The sequence below is a fragment of the Natrialba swarupiae genome, assembly GCF_008245225.1.
Lineage (GTDB): Archaea > Halobacteriota > Halobacteria > Halobacteriales > Natrialbaceae > Natrarchaeobius > Natrarchaeobius swarupiae.
Genome location: NZ_VTAW01000009.1, coordinates 43,485 through 61,904, shown reverse-complemented (window position 1 = coordinate 61,904; position 18,420 = coordinate 43,485). Strand labels below are relative to the sequence as shown.

Annotated in this window: 16 protein-coding genes; 11 read left to right on the top strand and 5 right to left on the bottom strand. The window is 63.6% G+C overall.

All coding sequences use genetic code 11. The features are described 5' to 3' along the window. Positions 1–21: 21 nt before the first annotated feature. Positions 22–1,269 carry a helix-turn-helix transcriptional regulator gene (locus tag FYC77_RS08865; RefSeq protein WP_202911799.1) on the bottom strand — a complete coding sequence of 416 codons (1,248 nt, stop codon included), beginning with the start codon at positions 1,267–1,269 and terminating at the stop codon, positions 22–24. 157 nt (positions 1,270–1,426) lie between these two features. Here FYC77_RS08865 and FYC77_RS08860 point away from each other — a divergent pair, with 157 nt between their 5' ends. Further along, positions 1,427–2,668, top strand: coding sequence for a DUF7096 domain-containing protein (locus FYC77_RS08860; protein WP_149081140.1), 1,242 nt, complete (start codon positions 1,427–1,429; stop codon positions 2,666–2,668). Between the two features lie 170 nt (positions 2,669–2,838). Further along, positions 2,839–3,333, top strand: a complete 495-nt coding sequence (locus FYC77_RS08855; RefSeq protein ID WP_149081211.1) for a type IV pilin N-terminal domain-containing protein — start codon at positions 2,839–2,841, stop codon at positions 3,331–3,333. 112 nt (positions 3,334–3,445) lie between these two features. On the opposite strand, the gene FYC77_RS08850 is transcribed toward FYC77_RS08855, so the two are convergent. Beyond that, positions 3,446–4,069, bottom strand: a complete 624-nt coding sequence (locus FYC77_RS08850; RefSeq protein WP_149081139.1) for a methyltransferase domain-containing protein — start codon at positions 4,067–4,069, stop codon at positions 3,446–3,448. A gap of 154 nt (positions 4,070–4,223) precedes the next feature. Here FYC77_RS08850 and ahaH point away from each other — a divergent pair, with 154 nt between their 5' ends. The 8 genes from ahaH (at position 4,224) to FYC77_RS08810 (ending at position 12,626) form a co-directional block, all read left to right on the top strand. Beyond that, the gene (ahaH, locus tag FYC77_RS08845; protein ID WP_149081138.1) at positions 4,224–4,556 is read left to right on the top strand and encodes an ATP synthase archaeal subunit H; all 333 of its coding nucleotides are present in this window, start codon (positions 4,224–4,226) and stop codon (positions 4,554–4,556) included. Further along, positions 4,543–6,855 (top strand): V-type ATP synthase subunit I, encoded by a 2,313-nt coding sequence (locus tag FYC77_RS08840; protein ID WP_238386863.1) that lies wholly within the window; start codon positions 4,543–4,545, stop codon positions 6,853–6,855. The genes ahaH and FYC77_RS08840 overlap by 14 nt, the downstream gene beginning before the upstream one ends. A gap of 287 nt (positions 6,856–7,142) precedes the next feature. Further along, positions 7,143–7,430: a hypothetical protein gene (locus FYC77_RS08835; protein ID WP_149081137.1), complete on the top strand. Its 288-nt coding sequence runs from the start codon at positions 7,143–7,145 to the stop codon at positions 7,428–7,430. Between the two features lie 15 nt (positions 7,431–7,445). After that, positions 7,446–8,033: a V-type ATP synthase subunit E gene (locus tag FYC77_RS08830; protein ID WP_149081136.1), complete on the top strand. Its 588-nt coding sequence runs from the start codon at positions 7,446–7,448 to the stop codon at positions 8,031–8,033. After that, positions 8,030–9,106 (top strand): V-type ATP synthase subunit C, encoded by a 1,077-nt coding sequence (locus FYC77_RS08825; RefSeq protein ID WP_149081135.1) that lies wholly within the window; start codon positions 8,030–8,032, stop codon positions 9,104–9,106. The genes FYC77_RS08830 and FYC77_RS08825 overlap by 4 nt, the downstream gene beginning before the upstream one ends. After that, on the top strand, positions 9,103–9,441 hold the full coding sequence (locus FYC77_RS08820) for a V-type ATP synthase subunit F (protein ID WP_149081134.1): 339 nt from the start codon (positions 9,103–9,105) through the stop codon (positions 9,439–9,441). Before FYC77_RS08825 ends, FYC77_RS08820 begins: the two co-directional genes overlap by 4 nt. Positions 9,442–9,444: 3 nt before the next feature. Beyond that, positions 9,445–11,208 (top strand): ATP synthase subunit A, encoded by a 1,764-nt coding sequence (locus FYC77_RS08815; RefSeq protein ID WP_149081133.1) that lies wholly within the window; start codon positions 9,445–9,447, stop codon positions 11,206–11,208. 2 nt (positions 11,209–11,210) lie between these two features. Then, positions 11,211–12,626 carry an ATP synthase subunit B gene (locus tag FYC77_RS08810; RefSeq protein WP_149081132.1) on the top strand — a complete coding sequence of 472 codons (1,416 nt, stop codon included), beginning with the start codon at positions 11,211–11,213 and terminating at the stop codon, positions 12,624–12,626. Between the two features lie 144 nt (positions 12,627–12,770). On the opposite strand, the gene FYC77_RS08805 is transcribed toward FYC77_RS08810, so the two are convergent. After that, positions 12,771–14,762 (bottom strand): AMP-dependent synthetase/ligase, encoded by a 1,992-nt coding sequence (locus FYC77_RS08805; protein WP_149081131.1) that lies wholly within the window; start codon positions 14,760–14,762, stop codon positions 12,771–12,773. Between the two features lie 184 nt (positions 14,763–14,946). Beyond that, positions 14,947–15,870 (bottom strand): MBL fold metallo-hydrolase, encoded by a 924-nt coding sequence (locus FYC77_RS08800; RefSeq protein ID WP_149081130.1) that lies wholly within the window; start codon positions 15,868–15,870, stop codon positions 14,947–14,949. A 212-nt stretch (positions 15,871–16,082) separates the two neighbouring features. On the opposite strand from FYC77_RS08800, the gene FYC77_RS08795 reads away from it, so the two are divergent. Then, positions 16,083–17,267 (top strand): sensor histidine kinase, encoded by a 1,185-nt coding sequence (locus tag FYC77_RS08795; protein ID WP_149081129.1) that lies wholly within the window; start codon positions 16,083–16,085, stop codon positions 17,265–17,267. Positions 17,268–17,409: 142 nt separating this feature from the next. Here FYC77_RS08795 and FYC77_RS08790 read toward each other — a convergent pair whose 3' ends face one another. Continuing rightward, positions 17,410–18,318, bottom strand: coding sequence for a cation diffusion facilitator family transporter (locus FYC77_RS08790; protein ID WP_149081128.1), 909 nt, complete (start codon positions 18,316–18,318; stop codon positions 17,410–17,412). Between the last annotated feature and the right edge of the window lie 102 nt (positions 18,319–18,420).

The window sequence follows — 18,420 nt, the reverse complement described above, 5'->3', positions numbered from 1 at the left end:
GCCTTCCGACAGAACGGAGAGCTAATCGATCTCCGTCGGATCGACTTCCGGCAGAGTGATGAGATTCTCGCGACCGATTCGGAGTTTCTCGATCGATTCGTCGTCGTCCATCTGTGAGAGCAGTTGTGATACCTTGGCGTTCGACCAGCCGGTTTCTTTGACGATGTTCGCCTGTTTCATTCGGCCGCCGTTTTGTTTGAGCATCCTGAGGACCCGTTCCTCGTCGCTCAACAGTTCCGGATCGACGTCGTCGTCGATCTCTTCGTTGAACTCGATACTGGTGGACGACGGGCCCGCGAGATCTCCGTCCGCACGGTCGTCCGGGACCGTCTGTCCACCGCCCGAGTCCGTCGGTGTGGATGCAGACGAACTGCTCTCCGCGCTCGACGGAGCAGAGGCGGGAAGCCAGTCCGGGAGCCGCTCCTCGTCGGCGGACTGCCAGACGCGATAGAGGACGAATCCGCCGACGAGTACGATGATCAGACCGGCCAGCAGGTACTCGAGCGAGAGTCCAGCTGGGCCCGAGCCCTGGACGAAGATGATGTCGAGTTCGCCTTCCTCGAACTCGTGTGGCCCGTCCCACTCGAGGTCGGTGGGCGTCTCGAGGAAGTAGCCTGACGGAGACTCGATGACGAGCCGTTGGCCGTCGCCGAGATCCAGCCAGGAGCCATTGTCCGCCTGGAGCGTATCATCGAAGTAGATTCGATTTTCGTCGACCCGGCTGAACTCCGTCCAGGTGAACGAGTAGGAGATGACGCCGATGCGGACATCGTCGTCGTACTCGTCTTCGGGCTCTTCGATTCGTGGCTGATCCCAGCCGTCGTCTTCGATCCTCATCTCGCGTCCGCTCGAGGCGGCGACGTCGGCGACGACGGCGTCGAACTGTGTACTCTCGTAGCCGACGTCACGGTTGCCGGCGGCAACCTCGGCGGCGTACTCCTCGAAGACGGTTTCGTCTTCGTCGTCGGTGATGAGAAACCGCGTTTCGATCGACCAGCGGGCGTCGCCGTCGTCGGTGAGGTTGATCCGGATCACCTGGTAGGGATCCGCGGGTGAGAGCGGCGACCCGTCGGCGGTGGTCGACGCGGGAGAGTGCTGGACGCTCACGCGGTCACCTGGTTCGGCGACGGACGCCGTCGCTGGATCGACAGCGACCGCCGGGTCGGGCTCGGACTCGAGTGCGGCCGACGGCGAGACGGCCGCCATCCCGAGCATCGAGGTGACGAGGAGGGCTGTGAGGGCGACTGTGACAGCGGTGGATAACCGCATACCTAACAACGGGTGGTTTCCCGGGGGAAAAAACACTTTCCATACAAAAATACGGCGTTACTGCGCGTCGTAGCCGGTCTCGCCGTCCGAGAATCGTTCGGTAGCGCCCGTCTCGAGTGCGACCCGCTTTTGTATCAGGAACGCGTACCGTGGCCCGATGAACAGCGCGACTGCCGCCCTCCTCGCGTTGCTTCTCGTCTGCTCGCTTCCCGCCATGACGCTCGTCGCCGCGGATTCGAGCGGTCTCGCGGAATTCGAGTCGTCGGGAAGCGTACAGGACCAGTCCCCACAACAAACGCCGGTCGAGGTGGATGGAACGACAAACCGCCTGCCGATCGGCGACGCTGGCACCAGCTACACACACGTCGGAACCGATCTCGGCACAGTTCTCGCGAGCAGCGACGACGAGTTGCGAATCGACCACGAACAGTACGTGATCGCTGAACGCGAGTTCGATACTGCCTCTCCGGACGAGCAGGCGGCGATGATCGAGGACGCACACGATAGAATCGAAGAGCGCGCACTCGAACTCGAGGAGCGCGAAGAGGAGATCATCCGCGGCCACGCGAACGGCGAGCGATCGGACGGGGAAGCCGTCCGGATGTTGTTGCGAAACTACAACGAAGCAGTCGCGTTGCAAAACGCACTCGACGACCTGAATCAGCACGCGGATATGGTACCGGGGTACTCGTTGTCGAACCAGCAACGGGATGCAACCGAGGCGACGCTCGGATTCCACAGGACGCCGATACGGACGAATCTCGCTCTGGCGAGCGAGCGAGTGGATCCGAACACCGAGTACGACATTCGCCTGCAAACGTCCCAGCACGGATATCGAGTCTCGATCCTCGACGGATCGACCTACGTTTCCGAGACGACACGGTTCGACAATCGCGAACCGCACTCGTCGGATCAGTTCGCGGAGATCGAAGACCAGACGAACCCCGCCTTCGAGCGCGGTCAGGAACTGTATCCGTGGGCAAGTGATAGCGGCAGTCCGAGTTATCCGCTCGGGTCAGGTCCCCACCTCGTCCGCCTCGTCCTCGACGACCACCACCTCGAGATCTACCTCGACGGCGGCTCCGGCGAAGTCCACCGTGAACTTCAGGAGCTATCGGTCAGCTCGTTGCCGGTCGATTCCTCTCAGAGCTGGACCAACGACGGACTCGAGATGACGCTCAACGAGACGCCGGCGAACGGGCCGGCCGAAGTCGTCGTCACGGACGAGTCGACGGGCGATCCGGTCCCGGCGACGATCTCGATCGACGACCACGAGGTCGGACAGACCGGCGTGGACGGGAGCCGCTGGATTCTCCCGCCGGACGACAACTACGAACTGATCGCGGAGACCGACTCGGGAACCGTCGAAGCGACGGTCGACGGCAACTGGCAGTACTGACGGACGACAGACGCCGCGGCTCCCGTCTCGCTTATTACTCGTTTCCGAAAAGGACAGCGACAGACGTAACGCGGGGGCGAGAAGCCGGGCGTTTATATTGGAAGGCGCGGCCAGGGAGGTGCGTGACTGGGACCGACCGAGGATCGGTGACGCCGACCGACGGGTCGTCGTTGTTCGGCGGCAGTCGGAGCCGCGAGAGCGGGCGCGCTCTCAGTCCACTCGTCGGCGTCGTCGCGTTGCTCGCGATTACCGTCTGTCTGGCCGGTGTCGTCGCAGTTGGCGTGGCCACGTGGTCGCTCGAGTCGACGGGGCCGAACGCCGCGTTCGATCTCTCGGTCGACACGGACGCCGAAGACGTCGAAATCGCGATCGACCACGTGGCGGGCGATCCGATCGACGTTCGGGAGCTCTCGGTCGTCGTCGCGGTCGACGGCGAGGGGCTAGCCGAACAGCCGCCCGTTCCGGTCGCAGGCGCGAGCGGATTCAACGGGACGCCGACGGGGCCGTTCAACGAGCAGGCCGATCCGGAGTGGCGAAGCGGCGAGCGGGCGAGCGTTTTCGTCGCCGAGACGAACGACCCAGTGCCGACTGCGGGCGACACGGTGACGGTCCGACTCGCGGTCGACGACCGGACGATTGCGACCCTCGAGACGATTGCGACCTGAGTTTGGACGACCTCGCCTGACGATTCGAGACGATCACAGTCTGACGGACGGGGATGGTCGCCGAACGCCTCGAGACGGTGGTCGTTCGATCGGGACCGTCACGCGCCCGAGGTCACTCCGGCGCGCGGCCGATCGTCGTGATCGCAACGTCCGGATCGTAGGCGGGGCCCAGAAAGGCGTGTTTGACCTCCTCGAAGCCGGCGCGTTTGAACATCCGATCGGCCTCGTACTCGTCGTAAAAGAGCATTATCGAGTCCGCGAGTTTGCGGGCGAGGAAGCTGTCGGGATAGTTGGGGCCGACGACGAGTACCTGGCCGCCGGGTTTCAACACGCGGCGAAACTCCCGCAAGGCGAGAATCGGGTTCGGCCAGTACTCGATCGAACCGGAGGACCAGACGACGTCGAACGTGTCGGTCGCGAACGGCAGTCGTTCGGCGTCACCACGGTGGAAGGTCACCGGCGGCGCTCGCTTGCCGAACTTCGCGTAGGCTTGCTCGAGTTGGTGTTCGCTCTGGTCGAGTGCGTACACCTCGTCGACGTGTTCGAGTAGCCCATCCGTGGCGAATCCGGTGCCACAGCCGACGTCGAGGACGGTCATCTCCGGCTCGAGGTCGAGCAGGCCGAGCGCGTCCGTTCGCATCTCTTCGGTCCAAATAAACGGGTTGACTCGATCGTAGACCCTGGAGAGATACTTGTAGAACAGCCGGGCACGGGCCTTGTGTTCCAGAACTCCCATTGAACGCACGTTTCGCGCCGACCGGGATATGTCTACTGTTCTGTTCGACGATCCGTGCTAATCCGGGACTACTGCGTTCGCAAAGCGTCTGTGTCGTGGCGGACTTTCGCAACTACCATATACGCGCTGTCGCAAACGTTCGTTTGCTTAGAGTATGCCGAGGCCAGAGGTTCTCGAACGAATTCAGTCGGCGGAGCACGATGCCGACGACATCGTCGCAGAGGCAGAAGATGACCGCGACGAGCGAATAGCCGAGGCCCGGAAACGTGCCGAGGAGATTCGCACGGACGCGGAAGAGGAAGCGCGCGATCTCAAAGAGCGACGCCTCGAGGAGGCCCGCGACGAGATCGATGAGGAGTGTGAGCGCGTCCTCGAAGAGGGCGAACAGGAGCGTGCGGCGCTCGCCGAGCGCGCCGAAAAACGGGTCGAGGAAGTAACCGACCACGTCGTCGACCTGTTCCAGGAGGACGTTCATGCTCAGACCTGAGCAGATGAGCAAGGTCTCGATGGCCGGTTCGAAGGGCGTCATGCCCACGGTCATCGAGACGATCCACGAGTTGAACCTGGTTCATCTCTCGGATTACGACGGCTCCTGGGAGGGGTTCGACAACGGTAACCCGATCGAGGGGGCCGACGACGCCTCCGAGAAGCTGGTGACCGTCCGCGCCCTCGAGAGCACGCTCGATATCTCCGGTGAGGAGACGGCCGCCGGAACGGTCGACGACAACTGGGAGCAGCGACTCGAGGAGATCCGGACGCGGGTAAACGAACTCGACGACCAACACTCCGAGGCCCGCGAGGAGCTACGTCTGGTCGAGGAGAAGATCGATCGCGTCGACCCCTTCGCCGAACTCGGGATCGATCCCGATCTGCTCTCGGGGTACGACAGCGTCGACGTCCTCGTCGGTGAGGGTTCCTACGCCGAGGTCGAATCGGCCCTCGAGGCGGCCGACGAGATCCGCGCGTACGAGATCCTGACCGGCGGCGACGTCGTCGCGATCGTCGCCGCACCTGCGGAGGGTGAGTCGACCGACGGACTCGTCGACGATGCGCTCGTCGGAATCGAGTTCACCCGCCACCCGGTCCCGGAGACCGAACAGAGTCCCGAGGAGTACGTCCGCGAACTCACCGACGAGAAACGCGACCTCGAGGACGAACTCGACCGGATCGACGCCGACCTCGAGGAGATCGAACTCGACGACGGCGGCTTCCTCGTGCGCCTCGAGGAGGAGCTGAGCATCGAGGTCCAGCGCGCGGAGGCACCGTTGCAGTTCGCGACGACGGACAACGCCTTCATCGCCGAGGGCTGGATTCCCGCCTCCGAGTACGACCGATTCGTCGACGCCGTCACCGACGCCGTCGGCGATAGCGTCGAGATCGAACAGCTCGAGGTCGCGGAGTACGAGGAACACGAACACGGCGCCGAGGCCCACACGGGCAGCGGCGGTGACGGCGACGGTGGCAACGATGACGCAGACGACGCCGAAGCGTCACAGCCGGCGCGTCAGAAGGCCGCGACTGACGGCGGGACGACCGGGGCGGCCGGCGCCGCCGGCTCGAGCGGTGCCGTCACGATGGACGAGGATCCGCCGGTTATCCTCGACAACCTGACGCCGGCGAAGCCGTTCGAACTGCTGGTGAAGATGGTGAGCCAGCCCAAGTACAGCGAACTCGATCCCACGTTGCTGGTGTTTCTGACCTACCCGTTCGCGTTCGGGTTCATGATCGGGGACATCGGCTACGGGATCCTCTACATGCTGATGGGCTATGGCTGCTGGAAGTACTTCGACTCCGACGCCGGCAAGGCGCTCGGAACGATCGGCATCTGGGCCGGTGCGTTCACCGTCGTCTTCGGCTACCTGTACGACGACATCTTCGGCATCCACATGGCGGACGTGGGACTCGGCTTCCTGCCGCTTGCCGGCTCGCTCTCGAAGGGCCTCCAGCTCTCGGAGTGGGCGTTGCTGTGGATCATCCTGAGCATCCTGTTCGGGATCATCCACCTCAACATCGGCCTCATCTTGGGCTTCGTCAACGACCTCAGCCACGGGCTGAAGGCGGCCGTCTACGAGCGACTGTCGTGGATCCTCGCGATGAACGGGCTGTTCATCTGGATCTTCTCTCACGGCGACGCCGGGAGCATCGAACACGGTATCGCCGCGTTGCCCGCTGACCTCGCGTTCAGCGAGACGAAACCCGAGTTCCTCGTTGGAACCGGCCCTGATGCCGTTCTCTACGAGTTCCTCGGCTTTGCCGGCCTTCCGGAGATCGTCGGCATTCTCGGCATCGCGATGTTCCTCGTCGGCAGCGTGATGGTCGGCGTCGGCGAGGGGATCGCCGGCGTCTTCGAGATTCCGGCGTGGGCGTTCGGCCACGTCCTCTCGTACCTGCGGATGGTCGCGGTCCTGCTCGCAAAGGGTGGGATGGCGTTCGCGGTCAATCTGCTGGTCTTCGGCGCCTACGAGACGGAGGCAGGCTACACGTACTTCAACTACCCCGGACTGCACATTACCGAGATCTCGGGGTACGAGTACGGAGAGCTCTCGCCCGAATTCGTCGGTCTCGTCCACGCCGGCGACGGTATCCTGGTCTCGGCGATCGCGATCATCGCCGCCATCGTCGTCTTCGTCCTCGGGCACATCCTGGTCCTCCTGCTCGGCATCACCGCAGCAGGGATCCAGATGCTACGTCTCGAGTACGTGGAATTCTTCCAGAAGTTCTACCAGGGCGGCGGCGAGGAGTACGAGCCGTTCGGTGAGGAGCAGACGGTCCAGCCGGCCGACTGATCGACGCTTCGTCTTTTTCCGCGCCGTTGTCGCTTGACTCGAGTCCCACTGTGGACTCGTACACCGGTCTCGGCTCGACACCACCTGAGCGAACGGATTCGGTCCGTCGATCGTTTCAGCCGATACTGTCTCGAACCCGTCAGGAACTATCTTTGCCAATTTGTAGCACGATCGGGCGAAATCTGTTGATACGGTTTAGCTATGTCGAATTCTTTCGAGAGTTTTATGAGGGGAGCAGCGACAGATACGCCTGTTCGGAGAAATCCAATCCGCATATCGCACTAATCATGATCGAAAACGCACCCGAGCTCGCTGATATTGCACTGCAGGCGGCGGAGGCCGCTGAGACGAACGAATCTGACGTCGCGGTCGCGGAGAACTACGCCGAGGCTGCGGCGGCGATCTCCGTCGGTCTCGCCGCGCTCGCATCCGGTTACGCCGAGCGGGGGATCGGTGCGGCCGCCGTCGGCGCTATCGCCGAGGACGATGATATGTTCGTTCCCGGGATCGTTATGACGGTGTTACCCGAAACGCTCGTCATTTTCGCGATCGTCGTTATTTTCCTGGTTGGGTAACCCAACCGTCCCACAATGAGTTTGGACACAGTCGTCGAAGACATTCGAGACGAGGCCCGCGCGCGTGCGGAAGACATCCGTTCAGAGGGTGAAACCCGCGCCGAGGAGATCGTCGACGCGGCCGAAGCGGATGCCGACGAGATCCTCGAGAGCGCGGAGCGCGAGGTCGATCGCGAGATCGAACAGCTTCGCGAACAGCGACTCTCCAGTGCGAAACTGGAGGCGAAACAACAACGCCTGGAGGCCCGGCGTGACGTCCTCGGAGACGTCCGTGAAGCAGTCGAAGACGAACTCGCGACGCTCGAGGACGAGGAGCGTGAACAGCTCACTCGTGAGCTGCTCGACGTCGCGAGCGTCGAGTTCGAAGCGGGCGACGACGTCAGTGTCTACGGTCGCGAGGGAGACGCAGAGCTGATCGAGTCGATCCTCTCCGATGAGGAGTACGCCGACTACGAGTACGCCGGTCCCTACGACTGTCTCGGCGGCGTCGTCGTCGAGAGCGAGGAATCCCGAGTCCGGGTCAACAACACGTTCGACTCGGTCCTCGAGGACGTCTGGGAAGAGAACCTCCGGGAGATCAGCAACCGCCTCTTCGACCAATGAGTTTCGGTGCCTCGAATCCGGAGTACGTCAACGGCCGCGTTCGGTCGCGTCGAGCGTCGCTGTTCGCGGACGAGGACTACCGCAAGCTGATCCGGATGGGGCCAAGCGGGATCGCACGGTTCATGGAGGAATCGGAGTACGAACGCGAGATCAACCAGCTCGGAACGCGGTTTTCGGGAGTCGACCTGATCGAGTACGCGCTGAATCAGAATCTCGCGAAGCACTTCGACGACTTACTGGACTGGTCGGAGGGTCGACTCTACGACCTCATCGCCCGCTACCTCCGGAAGTTCGACGTCTGGAACATCAAGACGATCATTCGCGGCGTCTACACCGACACGCCGGCCGACGAGATCGAAACCGATCTCATCCGGGCCGGCGAGATCGACGACGCGACGCTCGATCGTGCACTCGAGGCGGATACCGTCGAGGACGTCGTCGAGATCTTCAATCGGACGATCTTCCACGACGCACTCGAGTCGGCCTACGAGGAGTACGAGGAAAGCGGCGCGCTGGTTCCACTCGAGAACGCCCTCGACAGGGAGTTCTACGAACGCCTCATCGAGGACCTGAGTGGATCGTACGATCTGTCGTTCACCGAGCCACAGTCCGGTCCGGAAGCGCTCTACGTCGAGTTCCTGCAGGCCGAGATCGACTTCCGGAACGCCCGGAACGCCTTGCGCCTCGCCCGAAGCGGTGCCGACCTCGAGCCCACCGAGTACTACATCGAAGGAGGCGTTCTCTTCGACCGCTCGGAGCTTTCGCGACTCGTCACCGACTACGACGAACTCGTCGACCATATCGCCGAGAGCAAACGCTACGGTGACCGACTCTCGAGTGCCCTTACTCGACTGCGCGAGGCCGAGAGTCTCATCCAGTTCGAACACGCACTCGACGCGGCGTTGCTCGAGTACTCGGATACGCTCTCGAGTATCTATCCGGTATCGGTGTCGGCCGTCTTATCGTACATTCTCGCGAAAGAACGCGAGGTCGAGAACATCCGTGCGATCGCTCGTGGCCGGGAGGTCGGCCTTTCAGAGAGCGAGATCGAAGAGGAGTTGGTGATCCTATGAGCCAGGAGATCGCAGTCGTCGGCGACCCCGAGTTTACGACCGGATTCAGACTCGCCGGCGTTCGCCGGTTCGAGAACGTCGCCGACGAGCAGAAAGGGACAGAGTTAGACGACGCCGTCACGACGGTTCTAGACGACGAGGGCGTCGGCATCGTCGTGATGCACGACGACGACCTCGAGCACCTCTCGCGGAACGTCAGACAGGACGTCGAAACGAGCGTCGAACCGGTCGTCGTCACCATCGGCTCCGGTACGGGTGGCGGCGGACTGCGCGATCAGATCAAACGCGCGATCGGTATCGACCTCATGGAAGAGGACGAGGAAGACAACGAGTAAACTATGAGCCAGGCAGAAGACATCGAATCCGTCGACGAAGACGGTGTAATCGAAAGCGTGAGCGGTCCCGTCGTGACCGCCACGGACCTCGACGCCCGGATGAACGACGTCGTCTACGTCGGCGACGAAGGGCTGATGGGCGAGGTCATCGAGATCGAAGGGAACCTGACCACGATTCAGGTCTACGAGGAGACGTCCGGCGTCGGCCCGGGTGAACCCGTCCAGAACACGGGCGAACCCCTGAGCGTCGACCTCGGACCCGGAATGCTCGACTCCATCTACGACGGCGTCCAGCGTCCGCTCGACGTCCTCGAGTCGAAGATGGGGTCGGCGTTCCTCGACAGGGGCGTCGACGCACCCGGCATCGACCTCGAGAAGAGCTGGGAGTTTACGCCCGAGGTCTCGGAAGGCGAGACGGTCGAGCCCGGTGACGTCGTCGGGACGGTCCCCGAGACGGTCACGATCGAGCACAAAGTGATGGTGCCCCCCGACTACGAGGGTGGCGAGGTCGTCTCCATCGAGGCGGGATCGTTCACCGTCGAGGAGACGGTCGTCGAACTCTCCAGCGGCGAGGAGATCTCGATGCACCAGGAGTGGCCGGTTCGTGAGGCTCGGCCCGCCGGCGACAAGATGACGCCGACCGATCCGCTGGTGACGGGCCAGCGAATCCAGGACGGCCTCTTCCCGCTCGCGAAAGGTGGGACGGCGGCGATTCCCGGACCCTTTGGCTCCGGCAAGACCGTCACGCAACAGCAACTCGCGAAGTGGTCCGACGCCGACATCGTCGTCTACATCGGCTGTGGTGAGCGTGGCAACGAGATGACGGAAGTCATCGAGGACTTCCCGGAACTGCCGGACCCACAGACCGGGAACCCGCTGATGGCCCGGACGTGTCTCATCGCGAACACGTCGAATATGCCAGTCGCAGCCCGCGAATCCTGTATTTATACCGGGATCACGATCGCGGAGTACTACCGAGACATGGGCTACGACGTCGCGCTGATGGCCGACTCCACCTCGCGGTGGGCAGAGGCCATGCGCGAGATCTCGAGTCGACTCGAGGAGATGCCCGGCGAAGAGGGCTATCCTGCGTATCTCGCCGCGTCGCTCTCGGAGTTCTACGAGCGAGCGGGACTGTTCCAGCTGTTCAACGGCGACGTGGGTTCGATCTCGGTCGTCGGCGCAGTGTCGCCGCCCGGCGGCGACTTCTCCGAGCCGGTGACCCAGAACACCCTGCGGATCGTCAAGACGTTCTGGGCGCTGGATGCGGACCTCGCCGAGAAACGCCACTTCCCGTCGATCAACTGGAACGAGTCGTACTCACTGTACAGCCAACAGCTCGATCCCTGGTACCGAGAGAACGTCGCGGAGGACTATCCGGAGATCCGCCAGTGGGCGGTCGACGTTCTGGACGAGGAAGCCGAACTCCAGGAGATCGTTCAGCTCGTCGGCAAGGACGCGCTGCCGGAGGACCAGCAGCTGACGCTGGAGGTCTCTCGGTACATCCGCGAGGCGTGGCTCCAACAGGACGCGTTCAACGACACGGACACCTACTGCGAACCGGAGAAAACGTACCGGATGCTCCAGGCGATCAAGACGTTCAACGACGAAGCGTTCAACGCACTCGACGCCGGTGTGCCGGTCGAGGAGATCGCTGACGTCGACGCCGCCCCGCGGCTCAACCGTATCGGCGTCGCCGAGGAGTGGAACGAGTTCATCGACGACATCGAGGACTCTCTCGAGTCCCAGATCAGGGAGCTCTACTAGCCATGAAAGAATATCAGACAATTACGGAAGTCAGCGGTCCGTTGGTGTTTGCCGAAGTCGACGAGCCGATCGGCTACGACGAGATCGTCGAAATCGAGACGCCACAGGGCGACACCTTGCGCGGACAGGTACTCGAGTCGAGTGACGGACTCGTCTCGATTCAGGTGTTCGAAGGCACCGGCGGTATCGATCGAAACGCTTCGGTTCGGTTCTTGGGCGAGACGATGAAGATGCCCGTCACCGAGGACCTCCTCGGGCGGGTCTTAGACGGCTCCGGGAACCCGATCGACGGCGGCCCGGACATCGTTCCGGAAGAACGCCAGGACATCGTCGGCGCGGCGATCAACCCCTACTCCCGGGAGTATCCCGAGGAGTTCATCCAGACGGGCGTCAGCGCGATCGACGGCATGAACACCCTCGTTCGCGGTCAGAAGCTCCCGATCTTCTCGGGCTCGGGGCTCCCACACAACGACCTCGCACTCCAGATCGCCCGACAGGCGACCGTCCCGGAGGAAGAAGAGGACGGTGAAGAGGGCTCGGAGTTCGCGGTCATCTTCGGCGCGATGGGGATCACCGCCGAGGAGGCAAACGAGTTCATGGACGACTTCGAACGCACCGGCGCACTCGAGCGTTCGGTCGTCTTCATGAACCTCGCGGACGACCCCGCAGTCGAGCGGACGGTCACGCCGCGGATGGCGCTGACGACGGCGGAGTATCTCGCCTTCGAGAAAGGGTATCACGTGCTCGTGATCCTGACTGACATGACCAACTACTGTGAGGCACTGCGAGAGATCGGTGCCGCACGCGAGGAGGTTCCGGGTCGACGTGGTTACCCCGGATACATGTACACGGACCTGGCCCAGCTCTACGAGCGGGCGGGTCGAATCGAAGGCCGCGAGGGATCGGTCACACAGATTCCGATCCTGACGATGCCCGGCGACGACGACACGCACCCGATTCCTGACCTGACCGGCTACATTACCGAAGGCCAGATCATGATGGATCGGGATCTGAACAGTCAGGGGGTCGAGCCGCCGATCAACGTCTCACCCAGCCTCTCGCGGCTAATGGACGACGGGATCGGTGAGGGACTCACCCGTGCCGACCACGCCGACGTCAAAGACCAGCTGTTCGCCGCCTACGCGGAGGGGAAAGACCTCCGCGACCTCGTGAACATCGTCGGTCGCGAGGCACTCAGCGAGCGTGACAACAAGTACCTCGACTTCGCCGACCGCTTCGAAGAGGAGTTCGTCGAGCAGGGGTACGACACGAACCGATCGATCGACGAGACCCTCGAGATCGGCTGGGACCTGCTGTCGATGCTGCCAAAGGAGGAACTCAACCGTATCGGCGAGGATCTCATCGAGGAACACTACCGCGAAGACGACGGCGAGACGGTCGAAGCGGCCGCCGACTGATTCCGACAACGACTTCCGTTTTTTCGATGGCGGTTCGTCCGAACCGTGATGCGTCGGTACCGGCCGATCGCGAAACGGCGGGCGATCGACCGGCAATCAGTTACCGTAGACCGTATCACATGTCGAACGACCGCGAGTGGTCCGTCACTGTTCGTCGTACAGTCGATCGACTCGATCGGCGAATCGGTCCATGATAACGCGGCGTTTCTTCTTCATCGTCGGCGTGAGCATGTCGTTTTCCTCGGTGAACTCTCGCGGGACGAGTTCGAACCGCTTTATCGTCTCGTGGCGCTCGAACTCCTCGTTGACGCGTTCGACTTCCTCACCGACGTACTCGCGGACGCGCTCGTTCTCACAGAGTGTCGCCGGATCGTCGGGGAGTTCGATCCCCTCGGTCTCGGCCCACTCTCGAACGTGATCCGTGTTCGGGACGAGCAACGCGCCGATGAATTTTCGTTCGTCACCGACGACCATACACTGTTCGACGACCTCACTGGCGGCGAACGCGTCCTCGATCGGTGCCGGTGCGACGTTCTTGCCCGTCGAGAGGACGATGATCTGTTTCGTCCGTTCGCGGAACTCGAGGTAGCCGTCCTCGCGGCGGTGGACGACGTCGCCGGTGCGAAACCACTGGCCGTCACCGGTGTGTTCGGTCAGTTCCCCTCCGTCGCTGGCCCGGAGATCCGTCGTAAAGGCGCGGTCGGTTGCGGCGGGCTTGTTCCAGTAGCCGTCGGCGACGTTCGGTCCGCGAACGAGGAGTTCGCCGACGTCGCCGGGATCGTCGAACGCCTCCTGGTCGACGATGCTCTCGTCGATCTCGATCTCGACGCCGGGCAGCGCCGGGCCGATCGTCCCGATCTTCGGCTCCTCCGGCGGATTGACCGAGACGACGGGCGCGGTCTCGGTGAGTCCGTACCCCTCGTAGATCGGCAATCCCATGGCGTGATAGAGTTGGCAGAGTTCGGGCGAGAGGCTTCCACCGCCGCTGATCAGGAGCTCGATGTTTCCGCCGAGCGCCTCACGAACCGTCGAGAAGACCAGCCTGTCGGCGACCGACCGCTTGGCCGAGAGAACCGGTCCGGGCGACTCCGCCCGCTGATACTCGACGCCGACGTCGGTCGCCCACTCGAAGATCCGCTGTTTTATCGACGACTCGCTGGCTTGCTCGCGGATCGCGTCGTAAATCTTCTCGTAGACGCGGGGGACGCTCGTCGCCGTGTTCGGCTCGACTGCCTCGAAGTCGTCCTGAAGCGTGTCCGGATCTTCGGCGTAGGCGATACAGGCGCCGCTGGCCAAGAGGAGGAAGTGGCCTGCGGTCCGTTCGAAGACATGTGCTAGGGGCAGGTACGAGACCGACTGGACGCTCTCGTCGATCGTGGGTAGGCCGTCGTCCTTGTCCGGGCGCGGCCCGTACCGTTTGCGAATCTGGTTGACGTTCGCCCGGAAGTTTCGATGGGTGAGTTTGACTCCCTTTGGCTGTCCAGTCGTTCCGCTCGTGTAGATCAGACTCGCCAGGTCGTCCATCTTCGGCTCGTCGACCCACCCCTGATACGTCTCGAGATCGAGTGCCTCCTCGCCGCGCTCGTGAAGGTCGCCGAGAGTCAACACGTCCTCGCGGTCGTCGTACCCCTCGAGTTCGTCCATCGAGACGACGAACTTGAGATCGAGGTCGTCTTCGACCTCGAGGACGGTCTCGAGAAGGTCCTCGTTCTCGACGACGACGCCGGAGGCGCCAGGGTCGTCGAGTAGATACCGGACCTGATCGGACGACGAGCCGGTGTAGACGGTCGTCACGACGCCGCCCGCACAGAGCAGGGCGAAATCACACTGTGCCCACTCCATTCTGGTATCGGCGAAGAGTCCAACCCGGTCCCCGGTCTCGAGGCCGAGGTCGCGAAACCCCGCCGCGAGCGTCCGGACGATACTGCGCATCTCGGCGTAGGAGATCGCCCCGAACGCGCCAGGTGTCGCGGGGGGGACGACGTCGTCGGTCAGCGACCGATCGTAGACGCCACCCTTGTACCGCTGTGCTGGTCGATTTCTGTGTCGTTCGGCCGCGTCCTCGAACATCCGACCGAGCGTCGTCTCGCCGATCACCTCATCGTCGTACTCCCGTTCTGCCTCCCGCCAGTCCATACCGTATGTGAACAGGTCCCGTACGATAAAACGTGATGAAACGTGGAACCGAGCCAACACCGTTTATTGTTGTGACCGTCGTCGGTCGACCGGTAACGAGACCACGTCTCCGACGGAAACGATCGGCTTACTCCGATCGGTTGGGTCGTCGCCGTCCGTGCGACTGGCGGTTCTCCTCGAGCGATCAGTCCCGATCGTCGAGGTAGCCGAGTACGCCGCGGGCGTTCATCGCCGCCTCGGCGCTGGCCTTGCGTTCGTTCCAGACCTCCCCGAGGTCGGTGGACGCAGCGAACTGCTCGACGACCGCCTCATCGTCTTCGCACTCCTCGCGGGCCGCCGCGACGTCGGCGACCCACTCCTCGAGGACGGTCGCGTACTCCTCGAGGGCGCGATCGAGGTCGTCACCGACCTCGCGGGGACCGAAGTGGGTGTAACAGAGCACGTCGGGATCGATCTCGGCGATCGTCTCGAGGTCGGCGAGACACTGTTCGAGGTCGAAGTCAGACGGCGGAGAGGTCTCGACGATCCGTTCGTGCTCGGGGGCCCAGAGACCTGCGGCGTCGCCGGTGAAGACCGCGTCGTTTTCGGGATCCGCGAAGACGACCTGGTGGAAGGCGTGGCCGGGTGCCTCGTGGACGCGCAGTTCGTGATCGCCGAAGTCGATCACGTCGCCGTCCTCGATCTCGACGACCCGATCTTCGGGGACCGGCTCGGGTTCGGTGTAGAACTCCCACTGGTCGCCGACGGCGGCTTTCGTTCCGGCGACCAGCGCCGAGGGATCGGCGAGGTGACTCGCACCCACTGCCGGAACGTAGACGTCCGCGTTCGGGCACGCTCGTGCGAGAAACCCCGCGCCGCCGGCGTGGTCCAGATGGACGTGGGTGACCGCGATCGCCGCCAGTTCGTCGCGAGCGATGTCGAGTTCGGTAAGCGCCTCGAGGATCCGCTCGTGGTTGGTGCCGATCCCGGTTTCGACGACGACGGGGCGGTCGTCGTCGTCGAGAACGTAGACGGCGCCGTAGCCGTCGGCGTCGTACATCCCGGTATCGAGGTAGTAGAGGTCCGTACAGTCGCCGGCCGTAACCGCTCGGACGGAACCTGATTCCATACCAGTAGCCCATCGTCGGAGGGGTTAAAGGCTGGCGTCGGCCAGGTCGCCCGTCCGCGGCCGATCGATCACTGGGAAGTAAACGAGGGCACGATCACGTTACACCGGACCGTGCGAGACCGTGACAAGTCGGTACAGACTTCACGTCTCAGTTTGTAAAGGGCGGTAGGGACGCCCGATTACCGCACGGCGCGAACCGCCGGTAGTGGACGATGATCGGAGAACCGCCGACCCGCCGCACGATCGACCACCGCTTCCCGTACGCCGTTAGTGCATTCGGTGGGCTCTCCGGTGTTGTCCTCCTGTCCTGGCTCGTCGCGTTTCGATCGACCCTCGGTGTCGAGGGTGCACTCGGCGCGGGGACGATCGCTCTTTTGACTCTGGGCCTGCTCTGGGGTGGGTGGCGACTCGAGCGGAGTGCTCTCGGGCCTGACCGATACGGTCGAATCGCTGGCTGGTGTCTCGCCGGTCCCCTCGTCCTGTTACTTGTCGGCGCCCTCGCACTCGGTCTCTTCACCCCGGTCGATCGCTTCCGGGCCGTCGTCTGGGTTCACGTCGTCGTCACCGCCGGGGCGTTCGGCGGGGTCGCCGTCGGGGTCCACGAGGCGAGAGCGATCCGCCGCGAGGCCGATGCGGCCGCCAACGCCGCCCACACCGACCGACTCGCACACGAGCGCGAACTGCTTCGCTATCTGAACGATCTCTTGCGACACGAGGTGCTCAACAGCGTTCAGATCGTCCGCGGTCACGCGACGATGCTCCTCGATGGAAGCCGGGACGACCGAACGCGAACGCGACTCGAGGCGATCAGCCAGGAGAGCGATGCGCTCACGGCCGTCGTCGAGGACGTTCGACTTCTGCTCGACGCGAACGAGTGTCCCGACCGACTGTCGACGGTCGACCTCGCGGAACTGCTCGAGGCCACGGTTTCGGCCGCTCGAGACGAGCACGCCCACGCCGAAATCGATACGTCTCTGCCCGACACTGCGGTCGTCGTCGGCAACGACGGCATCGAGCGAATCTTCGAAAATCTCCTCGAGAACGCGATCGTCCACAACGACTCGGAGAGGCCCCACGTCGATCTGAGCGTCGAGACGACGCCGGAGGCGGCAACCGTTGCCGTCTCGGACGATGGTCCGGGCATTCCGGAACAGTGGCGCGGATCGCTGTTCGACCGAAAGTCACGAAATCACGGGCTCGGGCTCTACCTCGTCCGGATCCTGGCGGACAGATACGGGGGCTCCGTCGAGCTCGCCGAAACTGGCCCGGCGGGGACGACGGTCGTCGTAACGCTCCCCCGGCCACCAGTTTCGGCCGACCGAGACGAGAGTACCACCACCGGCGAGGCGGCCCTCGAGGGGCGACGAATCGACGAATCGGCCGTCGAAGGGCCGTAGCTCAGGACGACCAGCGCAATCGGCGCGCCACGTCAGCGTGGCTCGGATTCGCGTCACGAATTTCGCCTACGCTCTGGTTCGGTCGGAAAGCGGAAACGCGCGAACAGAAGCTCTGGAAACGTCCACTGGGCGAGACGGGGCGTCACCGGTTGTCGTCCCGGTCTTTCCACTCGCCGATCCCCGACGGATCGAGGTGGATGTGGGCGTCGCCGACGTCCTCGAGTCCCCGTAGGCGGTCGATGAGGTCGGATTCGATGTCGTGGGCCCGCCGGAACGGCATGTCGCCGTCGACTTCCACGTGGACCTCGACCTCGAGGACGGTGCCGTCGTAGAAGACGGTTAGATCGTGGACGCCCTCGACCGCGGGGTGGTCCCGAAGCGCTCCCGTGATCTCGGCGCGCTGGTCGGCGTCCGCGGCGGCGCCGGTGAGGTACTCGACGTTCTCGCGGCCGATCTCGACGCCCTGGTAGACGACGAGAACGCTGACGAGTGCGCCGGCGAGCGGATCGAGCACCGGGTGACCGAACAGAACGCCGAAAACGCCGACGACCGCCGCGAACGAGGTGTAGATATCGTTCAGACAGTCCGTCGCGAGCGCCTCGAGAGCGGTCGAGCCGAGACCGGCGTTGACGTACTCCGTGTAGCGGTAGACGAGGTACATATCGGCGATCGCAAAGCCGAGCGCGCCGAGCAACAGCGGGCTGGCCGCGGGTGGGTCCGGGAAGACGAGCCCCTGGACGGATTCGTAGAACAGATACAGCCCGAGTACTGCGATCACCGCGCCGACGAACAGCGCCGTCAACGGTTCGATCCGGTCGTGACCGTGTGGATGCGTGTCGTCGGGTTCCTCGAAGGAACTCCGTCCCCAGACGAGCACGACGACGCTCGCGACCAGGTCGGCGACGGAGTGTGCCGCGTCCGCGACCAGGGCGACGCTCCCGAAGGCGAGTCCGGCCGCACCCTCGACGAGAATCTTCACCGCGTTGCCGAGGACGTTCGCCCACGAGGCTCGAACGAACCCGCCTCTCCCGTCCGCGGCGTCGTCGACCATGTCACCGATTAGAGTCAGTCTAAACTTGGGTCTTTTCCTTCGGCGCGACGGAGTCGGAGCCCAGATCCGACCCGGTCGATTCGCGTTCCGAAATTCTGATAC